At 57.9% G+C, this 25,418-nt stretch carries 32 protein-coding genes; all 32 read left to right on the top strand.

The window, feature by feature from the left end:
• The first annotated feature begins 138 nt into the window (after positions 1 to 138).
• The 32 genes from rpoB (at position 139) to rpsD (ending at position 25,415) form a co-directional block, all read left to right on the top strand.
• A complete protein-coding gene (gene rpoB / locus IM733_RS21660) occupies positions 139 to 4,212 on the top strand; it encodes a DNA-directed RNA polymerase subunit beta (protein ID WP_213659330.1) in 4,074 nt (1,357 codons plus the stop codon).
• Between the two features lie 64 nt (positions 4,213 to 4,276).
• Complete coding sequence (gene rpoC / locus IM733_RS21665; protein ID WP_011531885.1) at positions 4,277 to 8,476, top strand: DNA-directed RNA polymerase subunit beta'; 4,200 nt, start codon at positions 4,277 to 4,279, stop codon at positions 8,474 to 8,476.
• A gap of 211 nt (positions 8,477 to 8,687) precedes the next feature.
• The gene (gene rpsL / locus IM733_RS21670; RefSeq protein WP_003255492.1) at positions 8,688 to 9,059 is read left to right on the top strand and encodes a 30S ribosomal protein S12; all 372 of its coding nucleotides are present in this window, start codon (positions 8,688 to 8,690) and stop codon (positions 9,057 to 9,059) included.
• A 107-nt stretch (positions 9,060 to 9,166) separates the two neighbouring features.
• Complete coding sequence (gene rpsG / locus IM733_RS21675) at positions 9,167 to 9,637, top strand: 30S ribosomal protein S7 (RefSeq protein WP_003246741.1); 471 nt, start codon at positions 9,167 to 9,169, stop codon at positions 9,635 to 9,637.
• Between the two features lie 30 nt (positions 9,638 to 9,667).
• Positions 9,668 to 11,815, top strand: a complete 2,148-nt coding sequence (gene fusA, locus IM733_RS21680) for an elongation factor G (RefSeq protein ID WP_248918420.1) — start codon at positions 9,668 to 9,670, stop codon at positions 11,813 to 11,815.
• A gap of 27 nt (positions 11,816 to 11,842) precedes the next feature.
• The gene (gene tuf / locus IM733_RS21685) at positions 11,843 to 13,036 is read left to right on the top strand and encodes an elongation factor Tu (protein ID WP_010951775.1); all 1,194 of its coding nucleotides are present in this window, start codon (positions 11,843 to 11,845) and stop codon (positions 13,034 to 13,036) included.
• A gap of 141 nt (positions 13,037 to 13,177) precedes the next feature.
• Positions 13,178 to 13,489 (top strand): 30S ribosomal protein S10, encoded by a 312-nt coding sequence (gene rpsJ, locus IM733_RS21690; protein WP_003103876.1) that lies wholly within the window; start codon positions 13,178 to 13,180, stop codon positions 13,487 to 13,489.
• 80 nt (positions 13,490 to 13,569) lie between these two features.
• A complete protein-coding gene (rplC, locus tag IM733_RS21695; RefSeq protein WP_011531887.1) occupies positions 13,570 to 14,205 on the top strand; it encodes a 50S ribosomal protein L3 in 636 nt (211 codons plus the stop codon).
• Between the two features lie 12 nt (positions 14,206 to 14,217).
• Positions 14,218 to 14,820 (top strand): 50S ribosomal protein L4, encoded by a 603-nt coding sequence (gene rplD / locus IM733_RS21700; RefSeq protein ID WP_008089819.1) that lies wholly within the window; start codon positions 14,218 to 14,220, stop codon positions 14,818 to 14,820.
• Positions 14,817 to 15,116 carry a 50S ribosomal protein L23 gene (rplW, locus tag IM733_RS21705; RefSeq protein WP_003255484.1) on the top strand — a complete coding sequence of 100 codons (300 nt, stop codon included), beginning with the start codon at positions 14,817 to 14,819 and terminating at the stop codon, positions 15,114 to 15,116. The genes rplD and rplW overlap by 4 nt, the downstream gene beginning before the upstream one ends.
• Positions 15,117 to 15,130: 14 nt before the next feature.
• The gene (rplB, locus tag IM733_RS21710; RefSeq protein WP_011531888.1) at positions 15,131 to 15,955 is read left to right on the top strand and encodes a 50S ribosomal protein L2; all 825 of its coding nucleotides are present in this window, start codon (positions 15,131 to 15,133) and stop codon (positions 15,953 to 15,955) included.
• 16 nt (positions 15,956 to 15,971) lie between these two features.
• The gene (rpsS, locus tag IM733_RS21715; protein ID WP_003255482.1) at positions 15,972 to 16,247 is read left to right on the top strand and encodes a 30S ribosomal protein S19; all 276 of its coding nucleotides are present in this window, start codon (positions 15,972 to 15,974) and stop codon (positions 16,245 to 16,247) included.
• Positions 16,248 to 16,258: 11 nt separating this feature from the next.
• On the top strand, positions 16,259 to 16,591 hold the full coding sequence (gene rplV / locus IM733_RS21720) for a 50S ribosomal protein L22 (RefSeq protein WP_003103908.1): 333 nt from the start codon (positions 16,259 to 16,261) through the stop codon (positions 16,589 to 16,591).
• Between the two features lie 13 nt (positions 16,592 to 16,604).
• On the top strand, positions 16,605 to 17,291 hold the full coding sequence (gene rpsC / locus IM733_RS21725) for a 30S ribosomal protein S3 (RefSeq protein ID WP_011531889.1): 687 nt from the start codon (positions 16,605 to 16,607) through the stop codon (positions 17,289 to 17,291).
• 12 nt (positions 17,292 to 17,303) lie between these two features.
• Positions 17,304 to 17,717, top strand: a complete 414-nt coding sequence (rplP, locus tag IM733_RS21730) for a 50S ribosomal protein L16 (RefSeq protein WP_009397508.1) — start codon at positions 17,304 to 17,306, stop codon at positions 17,715 to 17,717.
• Positions 17,717 to 17,908, top strand: a complete 192-nt coding sequence (gene rpmC, locus IM733_RS21735) for a 50S ribosomal protein L29 (protein ID WP_002555481.1) — start codon at positions 17,717 to 17,719, stop codon at positions 17,906 to 17,908. Before rplP ends, rpmC begins: the two co-directional genes overlap by 1 nt.
• A 2-nt stretch (positions 17,909 to 17,910) precedes the next feature.
• On the top strand, positions 17,911 to 18,177 hold the full coding sequence (gene rpsQ, locus IM733_RS21740) for a 30S ribosomal protein S17 (RefSeq protein ID WP_008089812.1): 267 nt from the start codon (positions 17,911 to 17,913) through the stop codon (positions 18,175 to 18,177).
• A 23-nt stretch (positions 18,178 to 18,200) separates the two neighbouring features.
• Positions 18,201 to 18,569, top strand: coding sequence for a 50S ribosomal protein L14 (rplN, locus tag IM733_RS21745; protein ID WP_008089810.1), 369 nt, complete (start codon positions 18,201 to 18,203; stop codon positions 18,567 to 18,569).
• An 11-nt stretch (positions 18,570 to 18,580) separates the two neighbouring features.
• Positions 18,581 to 18,895: a 50S ribosomal protein L24 gene (rplX, locus tag IM733_RS21750; RefSeq protein ID WP_003255476.1), complete on the top strand. Its 315-nt coding sequence runs from the start codon at positions 18,581 to 18,583 to the stop codon at positions 18,893 to 18,895.
• A 20-nt stretch (positions 18,896 to 18,915) separates the two neighbouring features.
• Positions 18,916 to 19,455, top strand: coding sequence for a 50S ribosomal protein L5 (gene rplE, locus IM733_RS21755; protein ID WP_003257095.1), 540 nt, complete (start codon positions 18,916 to 18,918; stop codon positions 19,453 to 19,455).
• 13 nt (positions 19,456 to 19,468) lie between these two features.
• Positions 19,469 to 19,774, top strand: a complete 306-nt coding sequence (rpsN, locus tag IM733_RS21760) for a 30S ribosomal protein S14 (RefSeq protein ID WP_011531890.1) — start codon at positions 19,469 to 19,471, stop codon at positions 19,772 to 19,774.
• Positions 19,775 to 19,983: 209 nt separating this feature from the next.
• A complete protein-coding gene (gene rpsH / locus IM733_RS21765) occupies positions 19,984 to 20,376 on the top strand; it encodes a 30S ribosomal protein S8 (RefSeq protein ID WP_138221823.1) in 393 nt (130 codons plus the stop codon).
• A 12-nt stretch (positions 20,377 to 20,388) separates the two neighbouring features.
• The gene (gene rplF / locus IM733_RS21770; protein ID WP_011531892.1) at positions 20,389 to 20,922 is read left to right on the top strand and encodes a 50S ribosomal protein L6; all 534 of its coding nucleotides are present in this window, start codon (positions 20,389 to 20,391) and stop codon (positions 20,920 to 20,922) included.
• A 10-nt stretch (positions 20,923 to 20,932) separates the two neighbouring features.
• Positions 20,933 to 21,283: a 50S ribosomal protein L18 gene (rplR, locus tag IM733_RS21775; protein WP_011531893.1), complete on the top strand. Its 351-nt coding sequence runs from the start codon at positions 20,933 to 20,935 to the stop codon at positions 21,281 to 21,283.
• 3 nt (positions 21,284 to 21,286) lie between these two features.
• Positions 21,287 to 21,787, top strand: coding sequence for a 30S ribosomal protein S5 (rpsE, locus tag IM733_RS21780; protein WP_011531894.1), 501 nt, complete (start codon positions 21,287 to 21,289; stop codon positions 21,785 to 21,787).
• 2 nt (positions 21,788 to 21,789) lie between these two features.
• Entirely contained in the window at positions 21,790 to 21,966 is a 177-nt protein-coding gene (gene rpmD, locus IM733_RS21785; protein WP_011531895.1) for a 50S ribosomal protein L30, read from the top strand.
• 3 nt (positions 21,967 to 21,969) lie between these two features.
• Complete coding sequence (rplO, locus tag IM733_RS21790) at positions 21,970 to 22,404, top strand: 50S ribosomal protein L15 (RefSeq protein WP_011531896.1); 435 nt, start codon at positions 21,970 to 21,972, stop codon at positions 22,402 to 22,404.
• The gene (gene secY / locus IM733_RS21795; protein ID WP_003255459.1) at positions 22,405 to 23,736 is read left to right on the top strand and encodes a preprotein translocase subunit SecY; all 1,332 of its coding nucleotides are present in this window, start codon (positions 22,405 to 22,407) and stop codon (positions 23,734 to 23,736) included. It abuts the gene before it with no gap.
• Between the two features lie 30 nt (positions 23,737 to 23,766).
• Positions 23,767 to 23,883: a 50S ribosomal protein L36 gene (gene rpmJ, locus IM733_RS21800; protein WP_011531897.1), complete on the top strand. Its 117-nt coding sequence runs from the start codon at positions 23,767 to 23,769 to the stop codon at positions 23,881 to 23,883.
• A 131-nt stretch (positions 23,884 to 24,014) separates the two neighbouring features.
• Positions 24,015 to 24,371: a 30S ribosomal protein S13 gene (rpsM, locus tag IM733_RS21805; protein WP_003255457.1), complete on the top strand. Its 357-nt coding sequence runs from the start codon at positions 24,015 to 24,017 to the stop codon at positions 24,369 to 24,371.
• Positions 24,372 to 24,389: 18 nt separating this feature from the next.
• Entirely contained in the window at positions 24,390 to 24,779 is a 390-nt protein-coding gene (rpsK, locus tag IM733_RS21810) for a 30S ribosomal protein S11 (protein ID WP_003255454.1), read from the top strand.
• Between the two features lie 15 nt (positions 24,780 to 24,794).
• Positions 24,795 to 25,415 carry a 30S ribosomal protein S4 gene (rpsD, locus tag IM733_RS21815; protein WP_248918421.1) on the top strand — a complete coding sequence of 207 codons (621 nt, stop codon included), beginning with the start codon at positions 24,795 to 24,797 and terminating at the stop codon, positions 25,413 to 25,415.
• Positions 25,416 to 25,418: the final 3 nt, after the last annotated feature.

Raw genomic sequence — 25,418 nt, forward strand, 5'->3', positions numbered from 1 at the left:
TTGGTGGCCGATCAGGTCGGCCCCGATAACGAGCGGCAACCACCAAGACGGTGGCGCAAACCAAGGGGTTTGCACGATTTTCTGGCTGCTCCCGCCGGGAGATGCCAAACAAGCAGGTGACCAAGCTGGGGAATGCTGATGGCTTACTCATACACTGAGAAAAAACGTATCCGCAAGGACTTTAGCAAGTTGCCGGACGTCATGGATGTGCCTTACCTCCTGGCCATCCAGCTGGATTCGTATCGCGAATTCCTGCAGGCGGGAGCATCCAAGGATCAGTTCCGCGACGTCGGTCTGCATGCGGCCTTCAAATCGGTATTCCCGATCATCAGCTACTCCGGCAATGCTGCCCTGGAGTACGTCGGCTATCGCCTGGGCGAGCCGGCCTTCGATGTGAAGGAATGTGTCCTGCGCGGTGTGACCTTTGCGGTCCCGCTGCGGGTGAAGGTGCGCCTGATCATCTTCGACAAGGAATCGTCGAACAAAGCGATCAAGGACATCAAAGAGCAAGAAGTCTACATGGGTGAAATCCCCCTGATGACTGAAAACGGTACCTTCGTTATCAACGGTACCGAGCGTGTAATCGTATCTCAGCTGCACCGTTCGCCGGGTGTGTTCTTCGACCACGACCGTGGCAAGACCCACAGCTCCGGCAAGCTGCTGTACTCCGCACGCATCATCCCTTACCGCGGTTCCTGGCTGGACTTCGAGTTCGACCCGAAGGACTGCGTATTCGTGCGTATCGACCGTCGCCGCAAACTGCCGGCCTCGGTACTGCTGCGTGCCCTGGGTTACAGCACTGAAGAAGTACTCAACACCTTCTACACCACCAACGTGTTCCACCTGTCCGGCGAGAAACTCAGCCTGGAACTGGTGCCACAGCGCCTGCGTGGTGAAGTCGCGGTCATGGACATCCATGACGGCAGCGGCAAGGTCATCGTCGAGCAGGGCCGCCGTATTACCGCGCGCCACATCAACCAGCTGGAAAAAGCTGGCGTGAAAGAGCTGGACGTTCCGCTGGAGTACGTACTGGGCCGCACCACCGCCAAGGCGATCGTGCACCCGGCTACCGGTGAGATCCTGGCCGAATGCAACACCGAGCTGACCACTGATCTGCTGGTCAAGATCGCCAAGGCCCAGGTCGTTCGCATCGAGACGCTGTACACCAACGACATCGATTGCGGTCCGTTCATTTCGGACACCCTGAAGATCGATACCACCAGCAACCAACTGGAAGCGCTGGTCGAGATCTACCGCATGATGCGTCCAGGCGAGCCGCCAACCAAGGACGCCGCCGAGACCCTGTTCAACAACCTGTTCTTCAGCGCCGAGCGTTACGACCTGTCCGCTGTCGGTCGCATGAAGTTCAACCGTCGTATCGGTCGTACCGAGATCGAAGGTTCGGGCGTGCTGAGCAAGGAAGACATCGTCGAGGTCCTGAAGACCCTGGTCGATATCCGTAACGGCAAAGGCATTGTCGACGACATCGACCACCTGGGTAACCGTCGCGTCCGTTGCGTCGGCGAGATGGCCGAGAACCAGTTCCGTGTTGGCCTGGTGCGTGTAGAGCGCGCGGTCAAAGAGCGTCTGTCGATGGCTGAAAGCGAAGGCCTGATGCCTCAGGACCTGATCAACGCCAAGCCAGTAGCGGCGGCGGTGAAAGAGTTCTTCGGTTCCAGCCAGCTCTCGCAGTTCATGGACCAGAACAACCCGCTCTCCGAGATCACTCACAAGCGCCGTGTCTCCGCACTCGGCCCTGGTGGTCTGACCCGTGAGCGCGCAGGCTTCGAAGTCCGTGACGTACACCCGACCCACTACGGCCGTGTGTGCCCGATCGAAACGCCGGAAGGCCCGAACATCGGTCTGATCAACTCCCTGGCCGCTTATGCCCGCACCAACCAGTACGGCTTCCTGGAAAGCCCGTACCGCGTGGTGAAAGAGGGTGTGGTCAGCGACGACATCGTGTTCCTGTCGGCGATCGAAGAAGCGGATCACGTCATTGCACAGGCTTCGGCCGCAATGAACGAGAAGAAGCAGCTGATCGACGAGCTGGTAGCCGTTCGTCACCTGAACGAATTCACCGTCAAGGCGCCGGAAGACGTCACCCTGATGGACGTTTCGCCGAAGCAGGTAGTCTCGGTCGCAGCGTCGCTGATTCCGTTCCTCGAGCACGACGACGCCAACCGTGCGTTGATGGGTTCGAACATGCAGCGTCAGGCTGTACCAACCCTGCGCGCCGACAAGCCGCTGGTGGGTACCGGCATGGAGCGCAACGTCGCCCGTGACTCTGGTGTCTGCGTGGTTGCTCGCCGCGGTGGTGTGATCGACTCGGTTGACGCCAGCCGTATCGTCGTACGCGTGGCTGACGACGAAGTCGAAACCGGTGAAGCTGGTGTGGATATCTACAACCTCACCAAGTACACCCGCTCGAACCAGAACACCTGCATCAACCAGCGTCCGCTGGTAAGCAAAGGTGATGTGGTCGCGCGTGGCGACATCATGGCTGACGGTCCGTCCACCGACATGGGTGAGCTGGCACTGGGCCAGAACATGCGCATCGCGTTCATGGCGTGGAACGGCTTCAACTTCGAAGACTCCATCTGCCTGTCCGAGCGTGTGGTCCAGGAAGACCGTTTCACCACGATCCACATTCAGGAGCTGACCTGTGTGGCCCGTGACACCAAGCTTGGCCCAGAAGAAATCACCGCGGATATCCCGAACGTGGGTGAAGCTGCGCTGAACAAGCTGGACGAAGCCGGTATCGTTTACGTGGGTGCCGAAGTCGGCGCTGGCGACATCCTGGTCGGCAAGGTCACCCCGAAAGGCGAGACCCAGCTGACTCCGGAAGAAAAACTGCTGCGCGCGATCTTCGGTGAGAAGGCCAGCGACGTCAAAGACACCTCCCTGCGCGTACCAACCGGTACCAAAGGCACCGTCATCGACGTACAGGTCTTCACCCGTGATGGCGTAGAGCGCGACAGCCGCGCCCTGGCCATCGAGAAGATGCAGCTGGACGAGATCCGCAAGGACCTCAACGAAGAGTTCCGCATCGTCGAAGGTGCAACCTTCGAGCGTCTGCGTTCCGCCCTGAACGGCCAGGTGGTCGACGGTGGTGCGGGCCTGAAGAAAGGCACCGTGATCACTGATGACGTGCTGAACGGTCTGGAGCACGGCCAGTGGTTCAAGCTGCGCATGGCAGAAGATGCACTGAACGAGCAGCTGGAAAAGGCTCAGCAGTACATCGTCGATCGCCGTCGCCTGCTGGACGACAAGTTCGAAGACAAGAAGCGCAAGCTGCAGCAGGGCGACGACCTGGCACCGGGCGTGCTGAAGATCGTCAAGGTCTACCTGGCAATCCGCCGTCGCATCCAGCCGGGTGACAAGATGGCCGGTCGTCACGGTAACAAGGGTGTCGTCTCGGTGATCATGCCGGTCGAAGACATGCCGCACGACGCCAACGGTACTCCGGTCGACGTCGTACTGAACCCGCTGGGCGTACCTTCGCGTATGAACGTCGGTCAGATCCTCGAAACCCACCTGGGCCTCGCGGCCAAGGGCCTGGGCGAGAAGATCGACCGCATGATCGAAGAGCAGCGCAAGGCCGCTGAACTGCGTACCTTCCTCACCGAAATCTACAACGAGATCGGTGGTCGTCAGGAGAACCTGGAAGAGTTCACCGACGAAGAGATCATGGCTCTGGCAAACAACCTGAAGAAAGGCGTGCCTATGGCCACTCCAGTCTTCGACGGTGCCAAGGAGCGTGAGATCAAGGCCATGCTGAAGCTGGCAGACCTGCCGGAAAGCGGCCAGATGCAGCTGTTCGACGGCCGCACCGGCAACAAGTTCGAGCGTTCTGTGACCGTTGGTTACATGTACATGCTCAAGCTGAACCACTTGGTGGACGACAAGATGCACGCGCGTTCCACTGGTTCCTACAGCCTGGTTACCCAGCAGCCGCTGGGTGGTAAGGCGCAGTTCGGTGGTCAGCGTTTCGGGGAGATGGAAGTGTGGGCGCTGGAAGCATACGGCGCGGCATACACCCTGCAAGAAATGCTCACAGTGAAGTCGGACGACGTGAACGGCCGTACCAAGATGTACAAGAACATCGTGGATGGCGATCACCGTATGGAGCCGGGCATGCCCGAGTCCTTCAACGTGTTGATCAAAGAGATCCGTTCGCTCGGTATCGATATCGATCTGGAAACCGAATAACACGTGACGCGAAGGGGAGTGGGGCAGGTAATGCCCGCTCCCTGCTCCGCCAGGAGGAAAGGCCTTGAAAGACCTACTGAATTTGCTGAAAAACCAGGGTCAAGTCGAAGAGTTCGACGCCATCCGCATCGGTCTGGCGTCGCCTGAAATGATCCGTTCGTGGTCGTTCGGTGAAGTCAAAAAGCCGGAAACCATCAACTACCGTACGTTCAAGCCTGAGCGTGACGGCCTGTTCTGCGCCAAGATCTTTGGCCCAGTCAAGGACTACGAGTGCCTGTGCGGTAAGTACAAGCGCCTGAAGCACCGTGGCGTGATCTGCGAGAAGTGCGGCGTTGAAGTCGCCCTGGCCAAGGTTCGTCGTGAGCGCATGGCGCACATCGAACTGGCCTCGCCGGTTGCCCACATCTGGTTCCTGAAGTCGCTGCCGTCCCGTATCGGCCTGCTGATGGACATGACCCTGCGTGATATCGAGCGCGTGCTCTACTTCGAGAGCTACGTCGTTATCGACCCGGGTATGACCACCCTGGAAAAGGGCCAGCTGCTGAACGATGAGCAGTACTTCGAAGCGCTGGAAGAGTTCGGTGACGACTTCGACGCCCGCATGGGTGCCGAGGCTGTCCGCGAACTGCTGCACGCTATCGACCTGGAACACGAGATCGGCCGCCTGCGCGAAGAGATTCCGCAGACCAACTCGGAAACCAAGATCAAGAAGCTGTCCAAGCGCCTGAAGCTGATGGAAGCTTTCCAGGGCTCGGGCAACCTGCCTGAGTGGATGGTCCTGACCGTCCTGCCAGTACTGCCGCCGGACCTGCGTCCGCTGGTACCGCTGGATGGTGGCCGCTTCGCGACCTCCGACCTGAACGACCTGTATCGTCGGGTGATCAACCGTAACAACCGTCTGAAGCGCCTGCTCGATCTGTCGGCGCCGGACATCATTGTGCGCAACGAAAAGCGCATGCTGCAGGAAGCGGTCGACGCCCTGCTCGACAACGGCCGTCGCGGTCGCGCCATCACTGGCTCGAACAAGCGTCCGCTGAAGTCGCTGGCTGACATGATCAAAGGTAAGCAAGGTCGTTTCCGTCAGAACCTGCTCGGTAAGCGTGTGGACTACTCCGGCCGTTCGGTAATTACCGTAGGCCCGACCCTGCGTCTGCACCAGTGCGGTCTCCCCAAGAAAATGGCCCTCGAGCTGTTCAAGCCGTTCATTTTCGGCAAGCTGGAAATGCGTGGTCTGGCGACCACCATCAAGGCTGCCAAGAAGATGGTCGAGCGCGAGCTGCCAGAGGTGTGGGACGTTCTCGCTGAAGTGATTCGCGAACACCCCGTGCTGCTCAACCGTGCACCGACCCTGCACCGTCTGGGTATCCAGGCGTTCGAGCCGGTTCTGATCGAAGGTAAGGCCATCCAGCTGCACCCTCTGGTCTGCGCCGCGTACAACGCCGACTTCGACGGTGACCAGATGGCTGTGCACGTGCCGCTGACGCTGGAAGCCCAGCTGGAAGCGCGCGCGCTGATGATGTCGACCAACAACATCCTGTCGCCAGCCAACGGTGAGCCAATCATCGTTCCGTCGCAGGACGTTGTACTGGGTCTGTACTACATGACCCGCGAAGCCATCAACGCCAAGGGCGAAGGTCGCGTGTTTGCCGACCTGCAGGAAGTCGACCGCGTATTCCGCGCCGGCGAAGCCGCCCTGCACGCGAAAATCAAGGTCCGTATCAACGAGACCGTGAAAGATCGCGATGGCAGCATCACCAAGAACACCCGCATTGTCGACACCACTGTCGGCCGCGCGCTGCTGTTCCAGGTTGTACCGGCAGGCCTGCCGTACGATGTGGTCAACCAGCCGATGAAGAAAAAGGCGATCTCCAAGCTGATCAACCAGTGCTACCGCGTGGTTGGTCTGAAAGAGACCGTGATCTTCGCCGACCAGTTGATGTACACCGGTTTCGCCTACTCGACCATTTCCGGCGTTTCGATCGGTGTTAACGACTTCGTTATCCCGGACGAGAAAGCCCGCATCATCGGTACCGCTACCGACGAAGTGAAGGAAATCGAGAGCCAGTACGCCTCCGGCCTGGTAACCCAGGGCGAGAAGTACAACAAGGTCATCGACTTGTGGTCCAAGGCGAACGACGAAGTCTCCAAGGCGATGATGGCCAACCTCTCGAAAGAGAAGGTCATCGACCGCAATGGCGACGAAGTCGAGCAAGAGTCCTTCAACTCGATGTACATGATGGCCGACTCCGGTGCTCGTGGTTCCGCGGCTCAGATCCGTCAGCTGGCCGGTATGCGTGGCCTGATGGCCAAGCCGGACGGCTCGATCATCGAGACGCCGATCACCGCGAACTTCCGTGAAGGTCTGAGCGTACTGCAGTACTTCATCTCGACCCACGGTGCTCGTAAGGGTCTGGCGGATACCGCGTTGAAGACTGCGAACTCCGGTTACCTGACTCGCCGTCTGGTGGACGTTGCCCAGGATCTGGTCGTGACCGAGATCGACTGTGGCACCGAACAGGGCCTGTTGATGACCCCGCACATCGAAGGCGGCGACGTTGTCGAGCCGCTGGGTGAGCGTGTACTGGGTCGTGTCATCGCCCGTGACGTGTTCAAGCCAGGCACCGAGGACGTCATCGTTCCGGCCGGCACTCTGGTCGACGAGCAGTGGGTCGAGTTCATCGAGCTGAACAGCATCGACGAAGTGATCGTGCGTTCGCCGATCAACTGCGAAACCCGCTATGGCATCTGCGCCAAATGCTACGGTCGCGACCTGGCTCGCGGTCACCAGGTGAACATCGGTGAGGCTGTTGGCGTTATCGCTGCACAGTCGATCGGTGAGCCGGGTACCCAGCTGACCATGCGTACGTTCCACATCGGTGGTGCTGCAAGCCGTACCTCGGCTGCCGACAGCGTCCAGGTGAAGAACGGCGGTATGGTGCGTCTGCACAACCTGAAGCAGGTCGTGCGCGCCGACGGTAACCTGGTTGCCGTATCGCGTTCCGGCGAGCTGGCCATTGCCGACGAATTCGGTCGTGAGCGTGAGCGTTACAAGCTGCCTTACGGTGCGGTGATTTCGGTCAAGGAAGGTGAGAAGGTCGAAGCTGGCGCCATCGTCGCCAAGTGGGACCCGCACACCCACCCGATCGTTACCGAACTGAAAGGTACCGTGACCTTCGTGGGCATGGAAGAAAACATCACCATCAAGCGCCAGACCGATGAACTGACCGGCCTGACCAACATTGAAGTGATGGATGTCAAGGATCGCCCTGCCGCTGGCAAGGAAATCCGTCCGGCGATCAAGATGGTCGACGCCAATGGCAAGGACCTGTACCTGCCAGGTACCGACGTACCGGCTCAGTACTTCCTGCCGGCCAACGCCCTTGTCGGTGTGGCTGACGGTGCCCAGATCGGTGTCGGTGACGTTATCGCGCGTATCCCGCAAGAAACGTCGAAGACCCGTGACATCACCGGTGGTCTGCCACGCGTTGCCGACCTGTTCGAAGCGCGTCGTCCGAAAGAAGCCTCGATCCTGGCTGAAGTCAGCGGCACCATCGCGTTCGGTAAAGAGACCAAGGGCAAGCGTCGTCTGGTCATTACTCCGACCGACGGTAGCGATCCGTACGAAGAGCTGATTCCGAAGTGGCGCCACCTGAACGTCTTCGAAGGCGAACAGGTAAACCGCGGCGAAGTTATCTCCGACGGCCCGAGCGATCCGCACGACATCCTGCGTCTGCTGGGTGTGAGCGCGCTGGCGAAGTACATCGTCAACGAGATCCAGGACGTTTACCGCCTGCAAGGCGTTAAGATCAACGACAAGCACATCGAGACCATCCTGCGTCAGATGCTGCGCAAGGTCGAGATCGCCGAGTCGGGTGACTCCAGCTTCATCAAGGGCGACCAGATGGAACTGACTCAGGTGCTGGTCGAGAACGAGCGTCTCGCCGCCGAAGACAAGTTCATCTCGAAGTACACCCGTGTGCTGCTGGGTATCACCAAGGCCTCGCTGTCCACCGAATCGTTCATCTCGGCGGCTTCCTTCCAGGAAACCACCCGCGTACTGACCGAAGCGGCGGTAACCGGCAAGCGCGATTACCTGCGCGGCCTGAAAGAGAACGTGGTCGTGGGTCGTCTGATCCCGGCCGGTACTGGTCTGGCCTACCACAGCGAGCGCAAGCGTCGCCGTGATGCCGACAAGCCGCTGCGTGTGAGCGCCAGTGAGGTGGAAGCCGCACTGACCGAAGCGCTGAACTCCAGCGGTAACTAAGTGCAGGGCAAGGCCCCGGCGCCCCTCGCAAGACCATCGGCGACATGAATTGTTGCCGATGATCGGGCGGGGAGGGCCGGGGCCTCGTCTTGACTGGGTGCAAGATCCTCTTTAGACTTTTGTACCCTTAAATTTGGTGAGGCTCCGTCTCGCCAATTTTTGGCTTTCTTGCAAGACAATAGAGTCGCAAGACAATCAGTGGAGCTAGTAGATGGCAACTATCAACCAGCTGGTACGTCAGCCGCGTAAGCGTTCGGTCGAGAAGTCCGACGTTCCTGCGCTGCAGAACTGCCCGCAGCGTCGTGGCGTGTGCACCCGCGTGTACACCACCACGCCGAAAAAACCTAACTCGGCACTGCGTAAAGTATGCCGTGTGCGTCTGACCAACGGTTTCGAGGTTTCCTCGTACATCGGTGGTGAAGGCCACAACCTGCAAGAGCACAGCGTCGTCCTGATCCGTGGCGGCCGTGTAAAAGACTTGCCAGGTGTTCGTTACCACACCGTTCGCGGCTCTCTGGATACTTCGGGCGTCAAAGGCCGTAACCAGGGTCGTTCGAAGTACGGTACCAAGCGTCCGAAGTAATCGGCCGTTTGCAGACATCCATTTTTTTGAGTCGATAAGAGTAAGGTCGGGCGTGGGTCGAATAGACCTGGTCCCGGGCTAACCTGAAGACCGTTTGAGGGCTTATCATGCCAAGACGTCGTGTAGCAGCAAAACGTGAGATCCTTGACGATCCGAAGTACGGATCCCAGATCCTCGCCAAGTTCATGAACCACGTGATGGAAAGCGGCAAGAAGGCCGTAGCCGAGCGCATCGTTTACGGTGCCCTGGATACCGTCAAAGCACGCAAGAACAGCGACCCCCTGGAAATCTTCGAGAAAGCTCTCGACGCCATCGCTCCGCTGGTCGAAGTAAAGTCCCGCCGTGTCGGCGGTGCCACTTACCAGGTCCCGGTTGAAGTTCGTCCGTCCCGTCGTAACGCTCTGGCAATGCGCTGGCTCGTAGACTACGCCCGCAAGCGCGGCGAGAAGTCGATGGCTCTGCGCCTGGCTGGCGAGCTGCTGGATGCTGCTGAAGGCAAGGGTGCTGCAGTCAAGAAGCGTGAAGACGTTCACCGTATGGCTGAAGCCAACAAAGCGTTCTCGCACTACCGCTTCTAATTCAAGCATCAATCATTTTGCGAGGGCTTTATGGCTCGTACTACAGCAATTAACCGCTACCGTAACATTGGTATCTGCGCGCACGTTGACGCGGGCAAGACTACCACTACCGAGCGGATCCTGTTCTACACAGGTCTGAGCCACAAGATGGGCGAGGTGCACGACGGCGCCGCGACCACCGACTGGATGGTGCAGGAGCAGGAGCGCGGTATCACCATTACCTCCGCTGCCGTTACCACCTTCTGGAAAGGTTCCCGTGGTCAGTACGACAACTACCGCGTAAACGTCATCGATACCCCCGGCCACGTTGACTTCACCATTGAAGTAGAGCGTTCGCTGCGTGTACTCGACGGCGCGGTCGTTGTGTTCTGCGGTACCTCCGGCGTTGAGCCGCAGTCCGAAACCGTATGGCGTCAGGCCAACAAGTACGGCGTTCCACGTGTTGTCTACGTGAACAAGATGGACCGTGCCGGTGCAAACTTCCTGCGCGTTGTCGGCCAGATCAAGAACCGTCTGGGGCACACCCCGGTTCCGGTCCAGCTGGCTATCGGTGCTGAAGATGACTTCCAGGGTCAGGTTGACCTGATCAAGATGAAAGCCATCTACTGGAACGATGACGACAAAGGTACTACCTACCGCGAGGAAGAAATTCCTGCCGAGCTGGTGGACCTGGCCAACGAATGGCGCAGCAACATGGTTGAGGCTGCTGCCGAGGCCAACGAAGAGCTGATGAACAAGTACCTTGAAGAAGGTGACCTGTCCGTCGAAGACATCAAGGCTGGTCTGCGCGCCCGTACCCTCGCGAGCGAGATCGTTCCTGCTGTCTGCGGTTCCTCGTTCAAGAACAAGGGCGTTCCCCTGGTTCTCGACGCCGTTATCGACTTCCTGCCTGCTCCGACCGAAATCCCGGCGATCAAGGGTATCCACCCTGACCTGATCGACGTGCCGAAGGACGAAGTCACCCCAGAGCAGTACGACGAGCGTCCTGCTGACGACAACGAGCCGTTCTCGGCCCTGGCGTTCAAGATTGCCACCGACCCGTTCGTGGGCACTCTGACCTTCGTTCGCGTCTACTCGGGCTTCCTGACCTCCGGTGACTCCGTCATCAACTCGGTCAAGGGCAAGAAAGAGCGCGTTGGTCGTATGGTGCAGATGCACGCCAACCAGCGTGAAGAGATCAAAGAAGTACGCGCTGGCGACATCGCTGCTCTGATCGGCATGAAGGACGTCACCACCGGTGACACCTTGTGCAACGCCGACAAGCCGATCATCCTCGAGCGTATGGACTTCCCTGAGCCGGTGATTTCGCTCTCCGTAGAGCCGAAAACCAAGGCTGACCAGGAGAAGATGGGTATCGCTCTGGGCAAGCTGGCCCAGGAAGACCCGTCGTTCCGCGTCAAGACCGACGAAGAAACCGGCCAGACCATCATCTCCGGTATGGGTGAGCTGCACCTGGACATCCTCGTTGACCGCATGAAGCGCGAATTCAACGTCGAGTGCAACGTCGGCAAGCCGCAGGTTTCGTACCGCGAGAAGATCACCAAGTCCAACGTCGAGATCGAAGGCAAGTTCGTTCGTCAGTCGGGTGGTCGTGGTCAGTTCGGTCACTGCTGGATCCGTTTCTCGGAGCCGGACGTGGACGACAAGGGCAACATCACCGAAGGTCTGGTGTTCACCAACGAAGTCGTTGGTGGTGTGATTCCTAAGGAATTCATCGCCCCGATCCAGAAGGGTATCGAAGAGCAGATGAAAAACGGCGTTGTTGCCGGCTATCCGCTGCTCGGCCTGAAGGCTACGGTATTTGACGGTTCGTACCACGACGTCGACTCCAACGAAATGGCGTTCAAGATCGCCGCTTCGATGGCGACCAAGCAACTGGCCCAGAAGGGCGGTGGCGTGGTACTTGAGCCGATCATGAAGGTCGAAGTTGTAACCCCGGAAGACTACCTGGGTGACGTGATGGGTGACCTGAGCCGTCGTCGCGGGATGATCCAGGGTAATGAAGACTCGGTGTCCGGCAAGGTAATCACTGCTGAGGTACCGCTCGGAGAGATGTTCGGTTACGCGACCGACGTTCGTTCCATGTCTCAGGGTCGCGCAAGCTACTCCATGGAATTCTCCAAATACGCCGAAGCTCCGTCGAACATCGTCGAAGCACTCGTTAAAAAACAAGGCTAATCCCCTTTAGGCAAGAGGTTCACTGTCGTGGCTAAAGAAAAATTTGATCGTTCCCTTCCCCACGTTAACGTCGGCACCATCGGCCACGTTGACCACGGTAAGACCACTCTGACCGCAGCTCTGACCCGCGTCTGCTCCGAAGTTTTCGGTTCGGCCGTCGTTGAGTTCGACAAGATCGACTCGGCTCCAGAAGAAAAAGCGCGCGGTATCACCATCAACACCGCTCACGTCGAGTACAACTCGAACATTCGTCACTACGCTCACGTTGACTGCCCAGGTCACGCTGACTACGTGAAGAACATGATCACCGGTGCTGCCCAGATGGACGGCGCGATCCTGGTTTGCTCGGCCGCCGATGGTCCGATGCCACAAACCCGTGAGCACATCCTGCTGTCCCGTCAGGTTGGCGTTCCGTACATCGTGGTCTTCCTGAACAAGGCTGACCTGGTAGACGACGCTGAGCTGCTGGAGCTGGTCGAGATGGAAGTTCGCGACCTGCTGTCCACCTACGACTTCCCAGGCGACGACACTCCGATCATCATCGGTTCGGCTCGTATGGCCCTGGAAGGCAAAGACGACAACGAAATGGGCACTACCGCTGTCAAGAAGCTGGTAGAAACTCTGGATGCCTACATCCCTGAGCCAGTTCGTGCCATCGACCAGCCGTTCCTGATGCCGATCGAAGACGTATTCTCGATCTCGGGTCGTGGTACCGTTGTTACCGGTCGTATCGAGCGTGGTATCGTCCGCGTTCAAGACCCGCTGGAAATCGTTGGTCTGCGTGACACCACCACCACCACCTGCACCGGCGTTGAGATGTTCCGCAAGCTGCTGGACGAAGGTCGTGCTGGCGAGAACTGCGGCGTCCTGCTGCGTGGTACCAAGCGTGACGACGTTGAGCGTGGCCAGGTTCTGGTCAAGCCAGGTTCGGTCAAGCCGCACACCAAGTTCACCGCAGAAGTCTACGTCCTGTCGAAGGAAGAAGGCGGCCGTCACACTCCGTTCTTCAAAGGCTACCGTCCTCAGTTCTACTTCCGTACCACTGACGTGACCGGTAACTGCGAACTGCCGGAAGGCGTTGAGATGGTAATGCCAGGTGACAACATTCAGATGACTGTCACCCTGATCAAGACCATCGCAATGGAAGACGGTCTGCGCTTCGCCATCCGTGAAGGCGGTCGTACCGTCGGCGCCGGCGTCGTAGCCAAAATCATCGAGTAATCACTCGATCGGTTGAAAAAACCCCCGCTCAGCGGGGGTTTTTTTTATTGGGTTGACACTAAATTGGGGCGTCTATAGAATCACGCCTCCTTTTAACGGGCGTAGTGCGCCCGATGGGAACAGCCTGGAGTCTGAAATCCAATGCAAAATCAGCAAATCCGTATCAGGTTGAAGGCTTTCGACCATCGCCTGATCGACCAATCCACCCAGGAAATCGTGGAAACCGCGAAACGTACTGGTGCACAAGTGCGTGGTCCAATTCCACTGCCAACCCGCAAAGAGCGTTTCACCGTTCTGATCTCCCCGCACGTCAACAAGGACGCGCGTGATCAGTACGAGATTCGCACTCATAAGCGTGTTCTGGACATCGTCCAGCCAACGGATAAAACCGTTGATGCGCTGATGAAGCTTGATCTCGCGGCAGGCGTGGAAGTGCAGATCAGCCTCGGCTAAGACTTCGGTCTGGTCGTGTAACGCTCTGAAATGGGCGGCCATAGCGGGTGAAAGCCCCGTACACTCATGAGGTTTACAACATGACTATTGGTGTAGTCGGTCGAAAAGCGGGCATGACCCGTATTTTCACCGAAGAAGGTGTCTCCATTCCGGTCACGGTCATCGAGATCGAGCCGAATCGCGTCACCCAGTTCAAAACTGAAGAAACCGATGGCTACCGTGCAGTGCAAGTCACTGTCGGCGAGCGTCGTGCTTCGCGTGTGACTGCCGCTCAGGCAGGCCACTTCGCCAAGGCTAACGTTGCCGCTGGTCGCGGTGTCTGGGAGTTCCGTCTTGAAGAAGGCGATTTCCAGGCTGGCGATCTGATCAAAGCTGAACTCTTCACTGCAGGCCAGCTGGTAGACGTAACCGGTCAGTCCAAAGGTAAAGGCTTCGCCGGTACCATCAAGCGTTGGAACTTCCGTGGTCAGGACAATACCCACGGTAACTCCGTATCGCACCGTGTCCCTGGCTCCATCGGCCAGTGCCAGACTCCTGGTCGTGTATTCAAGGGCAAGAAAATGTCCGGTCACATGGGCGCCGAGCGCGTGACTGTTCAGTCCCTGGAAGTAGTACGCGTAGACGCTGAACGCAACCTGCTGCTGATCAAGGGTGCCGTCCCAGGCGCTACTGGCGGCGACGTGGTCGTGCGTCCGGCTGTCAAGGCTCGCGGTTAAGGGGAAACTGACATGCAACTTAATGTAAATGACGCTCAGGCGATCGAAGTTTCCGAACTGACCTTCGGTGGCGAATTCAACGAGACGCTGGTACACCAAGCAGTCGTGGCCTATATGGCCGGCGGCCGTCAGGGCACCAAGCAGCAGAAGACCCGTTCTGACGTGGCCGGTGGCGGTAAGCGCCCATGGCGTCAGAAAGGTACTGGCCGCGCTCGTGCCGGTACTACCCGTGGTCCGATCTGGCGTGGCGGTGGTGTAACCTTCGCAGCTCGTCCTCAAGATCACTCGCAGAAGCTCAACAAGAAGATGTACCGCGCAGCCCTGCGCTCCATCCTCGCCGAGCTGGTGCGTAGCGACCGTCTGGTCGTGGTTCAGGACTTCGCTGTTGAAGCACCGAAAACCAAGGATCTGCTGAACAAGCTGAACGGCATGGGTCTGAACGACGTTCTGATCGTTTCCGACGCTGTTGATCAGAACCTGTACCTGGCTGCTCGCAACCTGCCGCACGTCGACGTACGTGACGTTCAAGGTTCCGACCCGGTCAGTCTGATCGCATACGAGAAAGTGTTGATCACTGTCTCGGCCGTGAAGAAATTCGAGGAGCTGCTGGGATGAACCAGGAACGCGTATTCAAAGTCCTCCTTGGCCCGCACGTTTCCGAGAAGGCTACCGTTCTGGCTGAGAAAAAAGGTCAGTTCGTATTCAAGGTTGCTACCGATGCAACCAAGCTGGAAATCAAGAAAGCTGTCGAAGGCCTGTTCAACGTAAAAGTTGAAAACGTGTCGACTGTTAACGTTCTGGGTAAAACCAAGCGTACCGCACGTGGTCTGGGCAAGCGTAATGACTGGAAGAAGGCGATCGTCTCCCTTCAGCCAGGCCAAGATCTCGATTTCAGCAGCAGTGCTGAGTAAGGAAGGGGTGCATCATGGCAATCGTTAAATGCAAACCGACTTCCCCTGGCCGCCGTTTTGTGGTCAAGGTGGTCAACAAGGAGCTGCACAAAGGCGCTCCTCACGCACCGCTGATCGAGAAAAAATCGAAGTCTGGTGGTCGTAACAACAATGGCCGCATCACCACTCGTCACGTTGGTGGTGGTCATAAGCAGCATTACCGTCTGGTCGACTTCCGTCGCAACGACAAAGATGGCATTCCAGCCACTGTCGAGCGTATCGAATACGACCCGAACCGTACTGCTCACATCGCCCTGCTGTGCTACGCAGACGGTGAGCGTCGCTACATCATCGCCCCTAAAGGCGTGAGTGCTGGCGACCAGCTGATCGCAGGTGCACTGGCCCCAATCAAGGCCGGTAACTCCCTGCAGCTGCGCAACATCCCAGTAGGTAGCACCGTTCACGGCATCGAACTGAAGCCGGGTAAAGGTGCTCAGATCGCTCGTTCTGCTGGTGCTTCCGCTCAGCTGATCGCGCGTGAAGGCGTCTACGTGACTCTGCGTCTTCGCTCTGGCGAAATGCGTAAAGTACTGGCTGAGTGCCGTGCGACCCTGGGCGAAGTCTCGAACTCCGAGCACAGCCTGCGTTCGCTGGGTAAAGCGGGTGCCAAACGCTGGCGCGGCGTTCGCCCAACCGTTCGTGGTGTTGCCATGAACCCGGTTGACCACCCGCATGGTGGTGGTGAAGGTCGTACCTCCGGTGGTCGTCATCCGGTATCGCCATGGGGCTTCCCAACCAAGGGTGCTAAAACCCGCGGTAATAAGCGTACCGACAACATGATCGTCCGTCGTCGCAAGTAACTAGAGGGATACGACAGTGCCACGTTCTCTGAAAAAAGGTCCTTTTATCGATCTTCACCTGCTGAAGAAGGTCGAAGTGGCGGTGGAGAAGAACGATCGCAAGCCAGTTAAAACCTGGTCGCGCCGTTCGATGATCCTGCCACAAATGGTCGGTCTGACCATCGCGGTACACAACGGTCGCCAACACGTCCCAGTTCTCGTGAACGAAGACATGGTCGGCCACAAACTGGGCGAGTTCGCCGGTACCCGCACCTACCGCGGGCACGTGGCTGACAAGAAAGCCAAGCGTTAAGGGGTAAGGAAATGGAAGTAGCCGCTAAGTTGTCGGGCGCTCGCATCTCCGCCCAGAAAGCCCGCTTGGTCGCCGACCAGATCCGCGGGAAGAAGGTGGGCGAAGCGCTCAACCTGTTGGCCTTCAGCAGCAAAAAAGCCGCTGAAATCATGAAGAAAGTCCTCGAGTCGGCCGTTGCCAACGCCGAACACAACGAAGGCGCAGACGTTGATGACCTGAAGGTCTCCACCGTCTTCGTCAACGAAGGGCGTTCGCTGAAGCGCATCATGCCGCGTGCTAAAGGCCGCGCTGATCGCATCGTCAAGCGGTCTTGCCATATCACTGTCAAGGTTGCGGACAAGTAACGGAGTCGATCAGATGGGTCAGAAAGTACATCCCACTGGCATTCGCCTGGGAATCGTCAAGGAGCACACCTCCGTCTGGTACGCAGACGGCGCGACTTACGCAGATTACCTGTTGAAGGATCTGCAGACGCGTGAGTACCTCCAAGACAAACTAAAAAGCGCGTCCGTAAGCCGTATCGATATTCATCGTCCGGCTCAAACTGCACGCATCACCATCCACACCGCTCGTCCCGGTATCGTTATCGGTAAGAAAGGTGAAGATGTTGAGAAACTGCGTCAGGACCTGACCAAGCAGATGGGTGTGCCTGTGCACATCAACATCGAAGAGATCCGCAAGCCGGAACTCGACGCCATGCTGGTTGCTCAGAGCGTTGCCCAGCAGCTGGAACGCCGCGTTATGTTCCGTCGCGCCATGAAGCGCGCCGTGCAGAACGCCATGCGTATTGGTGCCAAAGGCATCAAGATCCAGGTGAGCGGTCGTCTCGGCGGTGCCGAGATCGCACGTACCGAGTGGTATCGCGAAGGTCGTGTGCCTCTGCACACCCTGCGTGCCGATATCGACTACAACACCTACGAAGCTCACACCACCTACGGTGTGATCGGTGTGAAGGTTTGGATCTTCAAAGGCGAAGTGATTGGTGGTCGCCAGGAAGAGCTGAAGCCTCAAGCACCAGCGCCTCGTAAAAAAGCTGCTAAGTAAGGGGTACGCCAAATGTTGCAACCAAAGCGTACAAAATTCCGCAAGCAGATGACTGGCCACAACCGTGGTCTGGCACTGCGCGGTAGCAAGGTCAGCTTCGGCGAGTTCGCTCTGAAAGCTGTCGCTCGCGGTCGTCTCACCGCCCGCCAGATCGAGTCGGCACGTCGTGCTCTGACCCGTCACGTAAAACGTGGCGGCAAGATCTGGATCCGTGTATTCCCGGACAAGCCGGTTACCAAGAAGCCTCTCGAAGTGCGTATGGGTAAAGGTAAGGGTTCCGTGGAGTACTGGGTTGCCCAGATCCAGCCAGGCAAAGTCCTGTACGAGATCGAGGGTGTTTCTGAAGAGCTGGCGCGCGAAGCTTTCGCCCTGGCTGCTGCAAAGCTGCCTCTCGCCACCTCCTTTGTTAAGCGGACGGTGATGTGATGAAAGCGAATGAACTTCGTGAAAAATCGGCACAGCAACTGAATGAGCAACTGCTCGGCTTGCTGCGCGACCAGTTCAATCTGCGCATGCAGAAAGCAACTGGCCAGTTGGGGCAGTCGCACCTGCTCTCGCAAGTTAAGCGTGACATCGCTCGCGTGAAAACTGTGCTCAACCAGCAGGCAGGTAAGTGATCATGGCTGAAGCTGAAAAAACCGTCCGTACGCTGACTGGCCGTGTCGTCAGCGACAAAATGGACAAGACCATCACCGTTCTGATCGAGCGTCGCGTCAAGCACCCGATCTACGGTAAATACGTTAAGCGTTCGACTAAGCTGCACGCGCACGACGAATCCAACCAGTGCAAGATCGGCGACAAGGTTTCCATCCGTGAAACCCGTCCGCTGGCCAAGACCAAGTCCTGGGCACTGGTTGAAGTCCTCGAACGCGCTGTTGAAGTCTAAGGGCTAGGGGTCGGAGAAATTTTATGATTCAGACTCAATCCATGCTCGATGTGGCCGATAACAGCGGCGCTCGTCGCGTCATGTGCATCAAGGTGCTCGGCGGTTCTCACCGCCGTTACGCCGGCATCGGTGACATCATCAAGGTTACCGTCAAGGAAGCAATTCCGCGCGGTAAGGTCAAAAAAGGCCAAGTGATGACCGCTGTTGTCGTCCGTACCCGTCACGGTGTACGTCGCGCTGACGGTTCCATCATTCGTTTCGACGGCAACGCTGCTGTTCTGCTGAACACCAAGCAAGAGCCGATCGGCACTCGCATCTTCGGGCCAGTGACCCGTGAACTTCGTACCGAGAAGTTCATGAAGATCGTCTCGCTCGCCCCTGAAGTGCTCTAAGGAGATCCGACATGCAAAAGATTCGTCGTGACGACGAGATCATCGTGATCGCCGGCAAAGACAAAGGTAAGCGCGGTAAGGTGCTGAAGGTTCTGGCTGATGACCGTCTGGTCATCGGTGGTGTGAACCTGGTCAAGCGTCATACCAAGCCTAACCCGATGGCGGGCGTCCAGGGCGGTATCGTCGAGAAAGAAGCGCCTCTGCACGCTTCCAACGTTGCCATCTTCAACGGTGAAACCAACAAGGCTGACCGCGTTGGTTTCAAAGTAGAAGACGGTAAGAAAATTCGTGTCTTCAAGTCGACCCAAAAAGCGGTTGATGCTTGAACACTGCTAGGTAGAAGACCATGGCACGACTGAAAGAGATTTACCGGAACGAAATCGCTCCTAAGCTTAAGGAAGAACTTAAGCTGTCGAACGTGATGGAAGTTCCGCGCGTTACCAAGATCACCCTGAACATGGGTCTGGGCGAAGCGATCGGCGACAAGAAAGTCATCGAGCACGCTGTTGCCGACCTGGAAAAGATCACCGGTCAAAAGCCGGTTGTGACTTTCGCTCGTAAATCCATCGCGGGCTTCAAAGTCCGTGAGGGCTGGCCGATCGGCGTCAAGGTGACCCTGCGTCGCGACAAGATGTACGAATTCCTGGACCGCCTGCTGGCGATCTCCCTGCCTCGGGTTCGCGACTTCCGCGGCCTGAATGCCAAGTCCTTCGACGGTCGTGGCAACTACAGCATGGGCGTGAAAGAGCAGATCATCTTCCCGGAAATCGACTACGACAAGATCGATGCTCTGCGCGGTTTGGACATCACCCTGACCACCACTGCTCGTTCGGACGACGAAGGCCGCGCTCTGCTGCGTGCATTCAAGTTCCCGTTCCGCAACTGATTGGAGTAGGAAAATGGCCAAGAAGAGCATGAAAAACCGCGAGCTGAAGCGTCAGCTCACGGTAGCCAAGTTCGCTAAGAAGCGTGCTGAGCTGAAAGCGACCATCGTCAACCTGAACGCCTCTCCAGAAGAGCGTTTCGCTGCCGTTGTCGCTCTGCAGAAGCAACCACGTGACGCCAGTGCCTCGCGCCTGCGTAACCGTTGCCGCCTGACCGGTCGTCCGCACGGCGTGTACCGCAAGTTCGGCCTCGGCCGTAACAAGCTGCGCGAAGCCGCCATGCGTGGTGACGTGCCAGGTCTGGTCAAGGCCAGCTGGTAATTCAGTTGGCGTGACCGCCGGCGGAAGGGGAGTGATCTTCCGACCGCCGGTGACCTCGCAACGAAACAAGCCCCTATATGGGGCTTGTTTCGTTTCTACCTTGTGTCTAGAATGACCGGCTCACCCGAGCCTGGGTTTTTTCCCCTGCGCGTTTGGGTGGTTGTGATAGCCGCAAGGCTAATAATTCTTGTATCAGGAGCATCTAGCCCATGAGTATGCAGGACCCGTTAGCGGACATGCTAACTCGCATCCGTAATGCCCAGATGGCTGAAAAGTCTGTCGTAAGCATGCCTTCCTCCACCCTGAAGGTCGCGGTTGCCAAAGTACTGAAAGACGAAGGTTACATCGCCGGCTATGAAGTCACTGGCGAAGCCAAGCCTTCTCTGTCGATCGAACTGAAGTACTTCGAAGGCCGTCCGGTCATTGAGGAACTGAAGCGTTCCAGCCGTCCTGGCCTGCGCCAGTACAAGGCCGTTACCGAGCTGCCGAAAGTACGTGGCGGCCTGGGCGTGTCTATCGTCTCCACCAACAAAGGTGTGATGACTGACCGCGCTGCGCGCGCTGCCGGTGTCGGCGGCGAAGTTCTGTGCACAGTGTTCTAAGGGGAGATAGGCATGTCTCGCGTCGCTAAGAACCCCGTTAAGCTGCCAGCAGGCGTCGAAGTCAAATTCGCCGGTCAGCAGCTTTCGGTGAAGGGTGCCAAGGGCACTCTCGAACTGAACGTTCACTCGTCTGTTGAAGTTACCGAAGAAGCTGGTGAGCTGCGTTTCTCCGCTCGCAACGGTGACCAGCAAGCTCGCGCCATGGCCGGTACCACCCGCGCCCTGGTGAACAACATGGTCCAAGGCGTAAGCCAAGGCTTCGAGCGCAAGCTCCAGCTGGTCGGTGTTGGTTACAAGGCACAGGCCAAAGGCACCGTCCTGAACCTGGCTCTGGGCTTCTCGCATCCAGTGGATTACGAACTGCCAGCTGGTATCACCGCTGAAACCCCAAGCCAGACCGACATCCTGATCAAGGGTATCGACAAGCAGCTGGTAGGTCAGGTGGCCGCTGAAGTCCGCGGTTTCCGTCCGCCAGAGCCTTACAAGGGCAAGGGTGTGCGTTACGCGGACGAAGTAGTCCGTCGTAAAGAAGCCAAGAAGAAGTAGGGCCTAGCAAATGACCGACAAAAAAGTTACTCGACTGCGTCGCGCTCGCAAAGCACGCCTGAAAATGCACGAGCTCGAAGCCGTGCGTCTGTGCGTGTTCCGCTCCTCGCAGCACATCTACGCCCAGGTCATTTCGGCCGACGGCAGCAAGGTTCTGGCAAGTGCCTCGACCTTGGACAAAGAACTGCGTGATGGCGCCACTGGCAACATCGACGCGGCCACTAAGGTTGGCAAGCTGGTAGCTGAGCGCGCGAAAGCCGCCGGTGTATCTCAAGTTGCCTTTGACCGTTCCGGCTTCAAGTACCATGGCCGCGTCAAAGCGCTGGCTGATGCTGCTCGTGAAGGCGGGCTGGAGTTCTAAGTTATGGCAAATAACGATCAAAAGCGCGACGAAGGCTACATCGAGAAGCTGGTTCAAGTTAACCGCGTAGCCAAAACCGTAAAAGGCGGCCGTATCTTCACCTTCACCGCGCTGACCGTGGTAGGTGATGGCAAGGGTCGTGTTGGCTTCGGCCGTGGCAAATCGCGCGAAGTACCAGCCGCGATCCAGAAAGCCATGGAAGCTGCTCGTCGCAACATGATTCAGGTTGACCTGAAAGGCACCACCCTGCAGTACGCCACCAAGGCCGCCCACGGCGCCTCGAAGGTCTACATGCAGCCTGCCTCGGAAGGTACCGGTATCATCGCCGGCGGCGCAATGCGTGCCGTCCTGGAAGTTGCTGGTGTTCAGAACGTCCTGGCCAAGTGCTACGGTTCGACCAACCCAGTGAACGTGGTTCATGCCACCTTCAAGGGTCTGAAAGCCATGCAATCCCCTGAGTCCATTGCTGCCAAGCGCGGCAAGACTGTCGAGGAGATCTTCTGATCATGGCAACCGTAAAAGTAACGCTGATCAAGAGCGTCTCGGGCCGTATCCCTAACCACAAGCTGTGCGTCAAGGGCCTGGGTCTGCGTCGTATCGGTCACACTGTAGAAGTCCAGGATACTCCCGAGAACCGCGGGATGATCAACAAGGCCTACTACATGCTGAAGGTCGAGGGTTAATCGATGAAACTCAATGATCTGAGTCCAGCGCCGGGTTCCCGTCGCGAGAAGCACCGTCCGGGCCGTGGTATCGGTAGCGGTCTGGGTAAGACCGGTGGTCGCGGCCACAAAGGTCAGACCTCCCGTTCCGGTGGTTCCATTGCTCCAGGCTTCGAAGGCGGTCAACAGCCGCTGCACCGTCGCCTGCCGAAGTTCGGCTTCGTCTCCCTCAAGGCCATGGACCGCGCTGAAGTGCGTCTGTCCGAGCTGGCCAAGGTGGAAGGCGATCTGATCACCGTTCAGTCCCTCAAGGACGCCAACGTGATCGGCCAGCACGTACAGCGCGTGAAAATCATGCTGTCGGGCGAAGTCACTCGCGCAGTCACCCTCAAGGGTATCGCCGTCACCAAAGGTGCACGTGCGGCTATCGAAGCAGCTGGCGGCAAGTTCGAGGAATAAATGGCTAAGCAAGGTGCTCTCTCTTCGCTCGGTAAGGGCGGGATGTCGGAACTCTGGGCTCGTCTGCGTTTTCTGTTCATGGCGATCATCGTCTATCGAATCGGCGCGCACATCCCGGTACCAGGCATTAACCCGGACCGTCTTGCGGATCTGTTCCGGCAGAATGAGGGGACCATTCTTAGCTTGTTCAACATGTTTTCCGGCGGCGCGCTGGAGCGCATGAGCATTTTTGCACTGGGGATCATGCCGTACATCTCGGCGTCGATCATCATGCAGCTCATGACCGCTGTCAGCCCGCAGCTGGAGCAGTTGAAGAAGGAAGGTGAAGCTGGCCGTCGCAAGATCAGCCAGTACACCCGCTACGGCACCGTTATCCTGGCGCTGGTTCAAGCCATTGGCATGTCCATTGGCCTGGCCAACCAGGGCGTGGCGTTTTCTGCTGGCCTCGGCTTCCATGTCGTCGCCGTCTCCACCTTCGTGGCAGGCGCGATGTTCATGATGTGGCTGGGTGAGCAGATCACCGAGCGCGGTGTGGGCAACGGTATCTCGATGTTGATCTTCGCAGGTATCGTTGCCGGTCTTCCGAGAGCAATCGGGCAGTCTTTCGAGTCTGCGCGCACAGGCGATATCAACATATTCGCCCTGGTCGCTATCGGTTTGCTGGCAGTAGCGATTATCGGCTTCGTGGTGTTCATTGAGCGTGGTCAGCGTCGTATCGCCGTTCACTACGCCAAGCGTCAGCAGGGCCGCAAGGTCTTCGCTGCGCAGACTAGCCACCTGCCGCTGAAGGTGAATATGGCGGGCGTAATCCCGGCCATTTTCGCGAGCAGCATTCTGCTGTTCCCGGCTTCGCTGGGTGCCTGGTTCGGTCAGTCCGAGGGTATGGGCTGGCTGCAGGACATCTCGCAGTCGATCGCTCCTGGTCAGCCGTTGAACATTCTGCTGTTTAGTGCAGGGATTATTTTCTTCTGCTTCTTCTACACAGCGTTGATGTTCAACCCGAAAGACGTAGCGGAAAACCTGAAGAAGTCCGGTGCCTTTATTCCGGGTATCCGTCCTGGTGAGCAGTCGGCACGCTACATTGATGGCGTCCTGACCCGTTTGACCATGTTCGGTGCTCTTTACATGATGGCCGTCTGCCTTCTGCCCCAGTTCCTGGTGGTAGCAGCAAACGTGCCGTTCTACCTTGGCGGGACCTCGTTGCTGATTGTGGTAGTGGTTGTGATGGACTTCATGTCCCAAGTACAATCGCACCTCGTTTCGCACCAGTACGAATCCCTGATGAAGAAAGCCAACCTGAAAGGCTACGGCGGCAGCGGTCTGCTGCGCTGATTTAGCCCCCTAAGGTTCGAGGAGTCGGTAATGAAAGTTCGTGCATCGGTGAAAAAGCTGTGCCGTAACTGCAAGATCATTCGTCGCGAAGGTATCGTGCGCGTGATCTGCAGCGCGGAACCGCGTCACAAGCAGCGCCAAGGCTGAGTGTGATCTGCGCTTCAAACCCAGCAGCTAGTGTGCTGCTGGGTTGATTATTCGTTTCTACAGCGATATTATCTCGCGCCCTATTTCTTGGCTTCCGGGGCGTAGGTAGCTGTCAATTGGAGTCCCACTGAATGGCCCGTATTGCAGGCGTCAACATTCCAGATAACAAGCATACTGTTATCTCGCTGACCTACATCTATGGTGTCGGTCGCACAACTGCACAGAAGATCTGTGCAGACGCTGGTGTCAACCCAGCCGCTAAGATCAAGGATCTGAGCGACGAGCAAATCGAAACCCTGCGTGGCGAAGTCGCGAAGTTCACCACCGAAGGTGACCTGCGTCGTGACATCAACATGAAGATCAAGCGCTTGATGGACCTGGGTTGCTACCGCGGCCTGCGTCATCGTAAAGGTCTGCCGGTTCGCGGTCAGCGCACCAAGACCAACGCACGCACCCGTAAGGGCCCGCGTAAGCCGATCCGCAAGTAATCGCCCAGGAATATAGACATGGCAAAACCTGCTGCTCGTCCTCGTAAGAAAGTCAAAAAGACAGTGGTTGATGGCATCGCCCACATCCATGCGTCTTTCAACAACACCATCGTGACCATCACCGACCGTCAGGGCAACGCACTGTCCTGGGCTACTTCCGGTGGTTCGGGTTTCCGTGGTTCGCGCAAATCCACCCCGTTCGCAGCCCAGATCGCTGCTGAGCGTGCTGGTCAAGCTGCGCTGGAATATGGTCTGAAGAACCTCGACGTCAACGTCAAGGGTCCAGGTCCAGGTCGTGAATCCGCCGTTCGTGCACTGAACAGCTGCGGCTACAAGATCGCCAGCATCACCGACGTGACGCCAATCCCGCATAACGGGTGCCGTCCGCCGAAGAAGCGTCGCGTGTAATCAGGAGACAGATAAATGGCACGTTACATTGGTCCAAAATGCAAACTGTCTCGCCGTGAAGGCACTGACCTGTTCCTGAAGAGTGGCGTTCGCGCTCTGGAATCGAAGTGCAACATCGAAGCAGCCCCAGGTATCCACGGCCAGCGCCGTGGCCGTCAGTCCGACTACGGTACCCAGCTGCGCGAGAAACAAAAAGTCCGTCGTATCTACGGCGTGCTGGAGCGTCAATTCCGCGGTTACTACCAAGCGGCTGCCTCGAAGAAAGGCGCCACTGGTGAGAACCTGCTGCAGATGCTCGAGTGCCGTCTGGATAACGTCGTCTACCGTATGGGCTTCGGCTCGACTCGTTCCGAGTCCCGCCAGCTGGTTTCGCACAAAGCGATCAGCGTCAACGGTAAGACTGTGAACATTCCATCCTACCAAGTTCGTCCGGGTGACGTGGTCTCGGTTCGCGAGAAGTCGCTGAACCAGCTGCGCATTGTTCAAGCCCTTGAACTGTGCGCCCAGCGTGGCCGCGTTGAGTGGGTAGACGTGGATACTGCTAAAAAGTCGGGCGTTTTCAAGAACGTTCCTGCTCGCAGCGACCTGTCCGCCGACATCAACGAAAACCTGATTGTCGAGCTCTACTCCAAGTAAGGG

Source organism: Pseudomonas entomophila, assembly GCF_023277925.1.
In the GTDB taxonomy this organism is placed as follows: Bacteria; Pseudomonadota; Gammaproteobacteria; order Pseudomonadales; family Pseudomonadaceae; genus Aquipseudomonas; species Aquipseudomonas entomophila_D.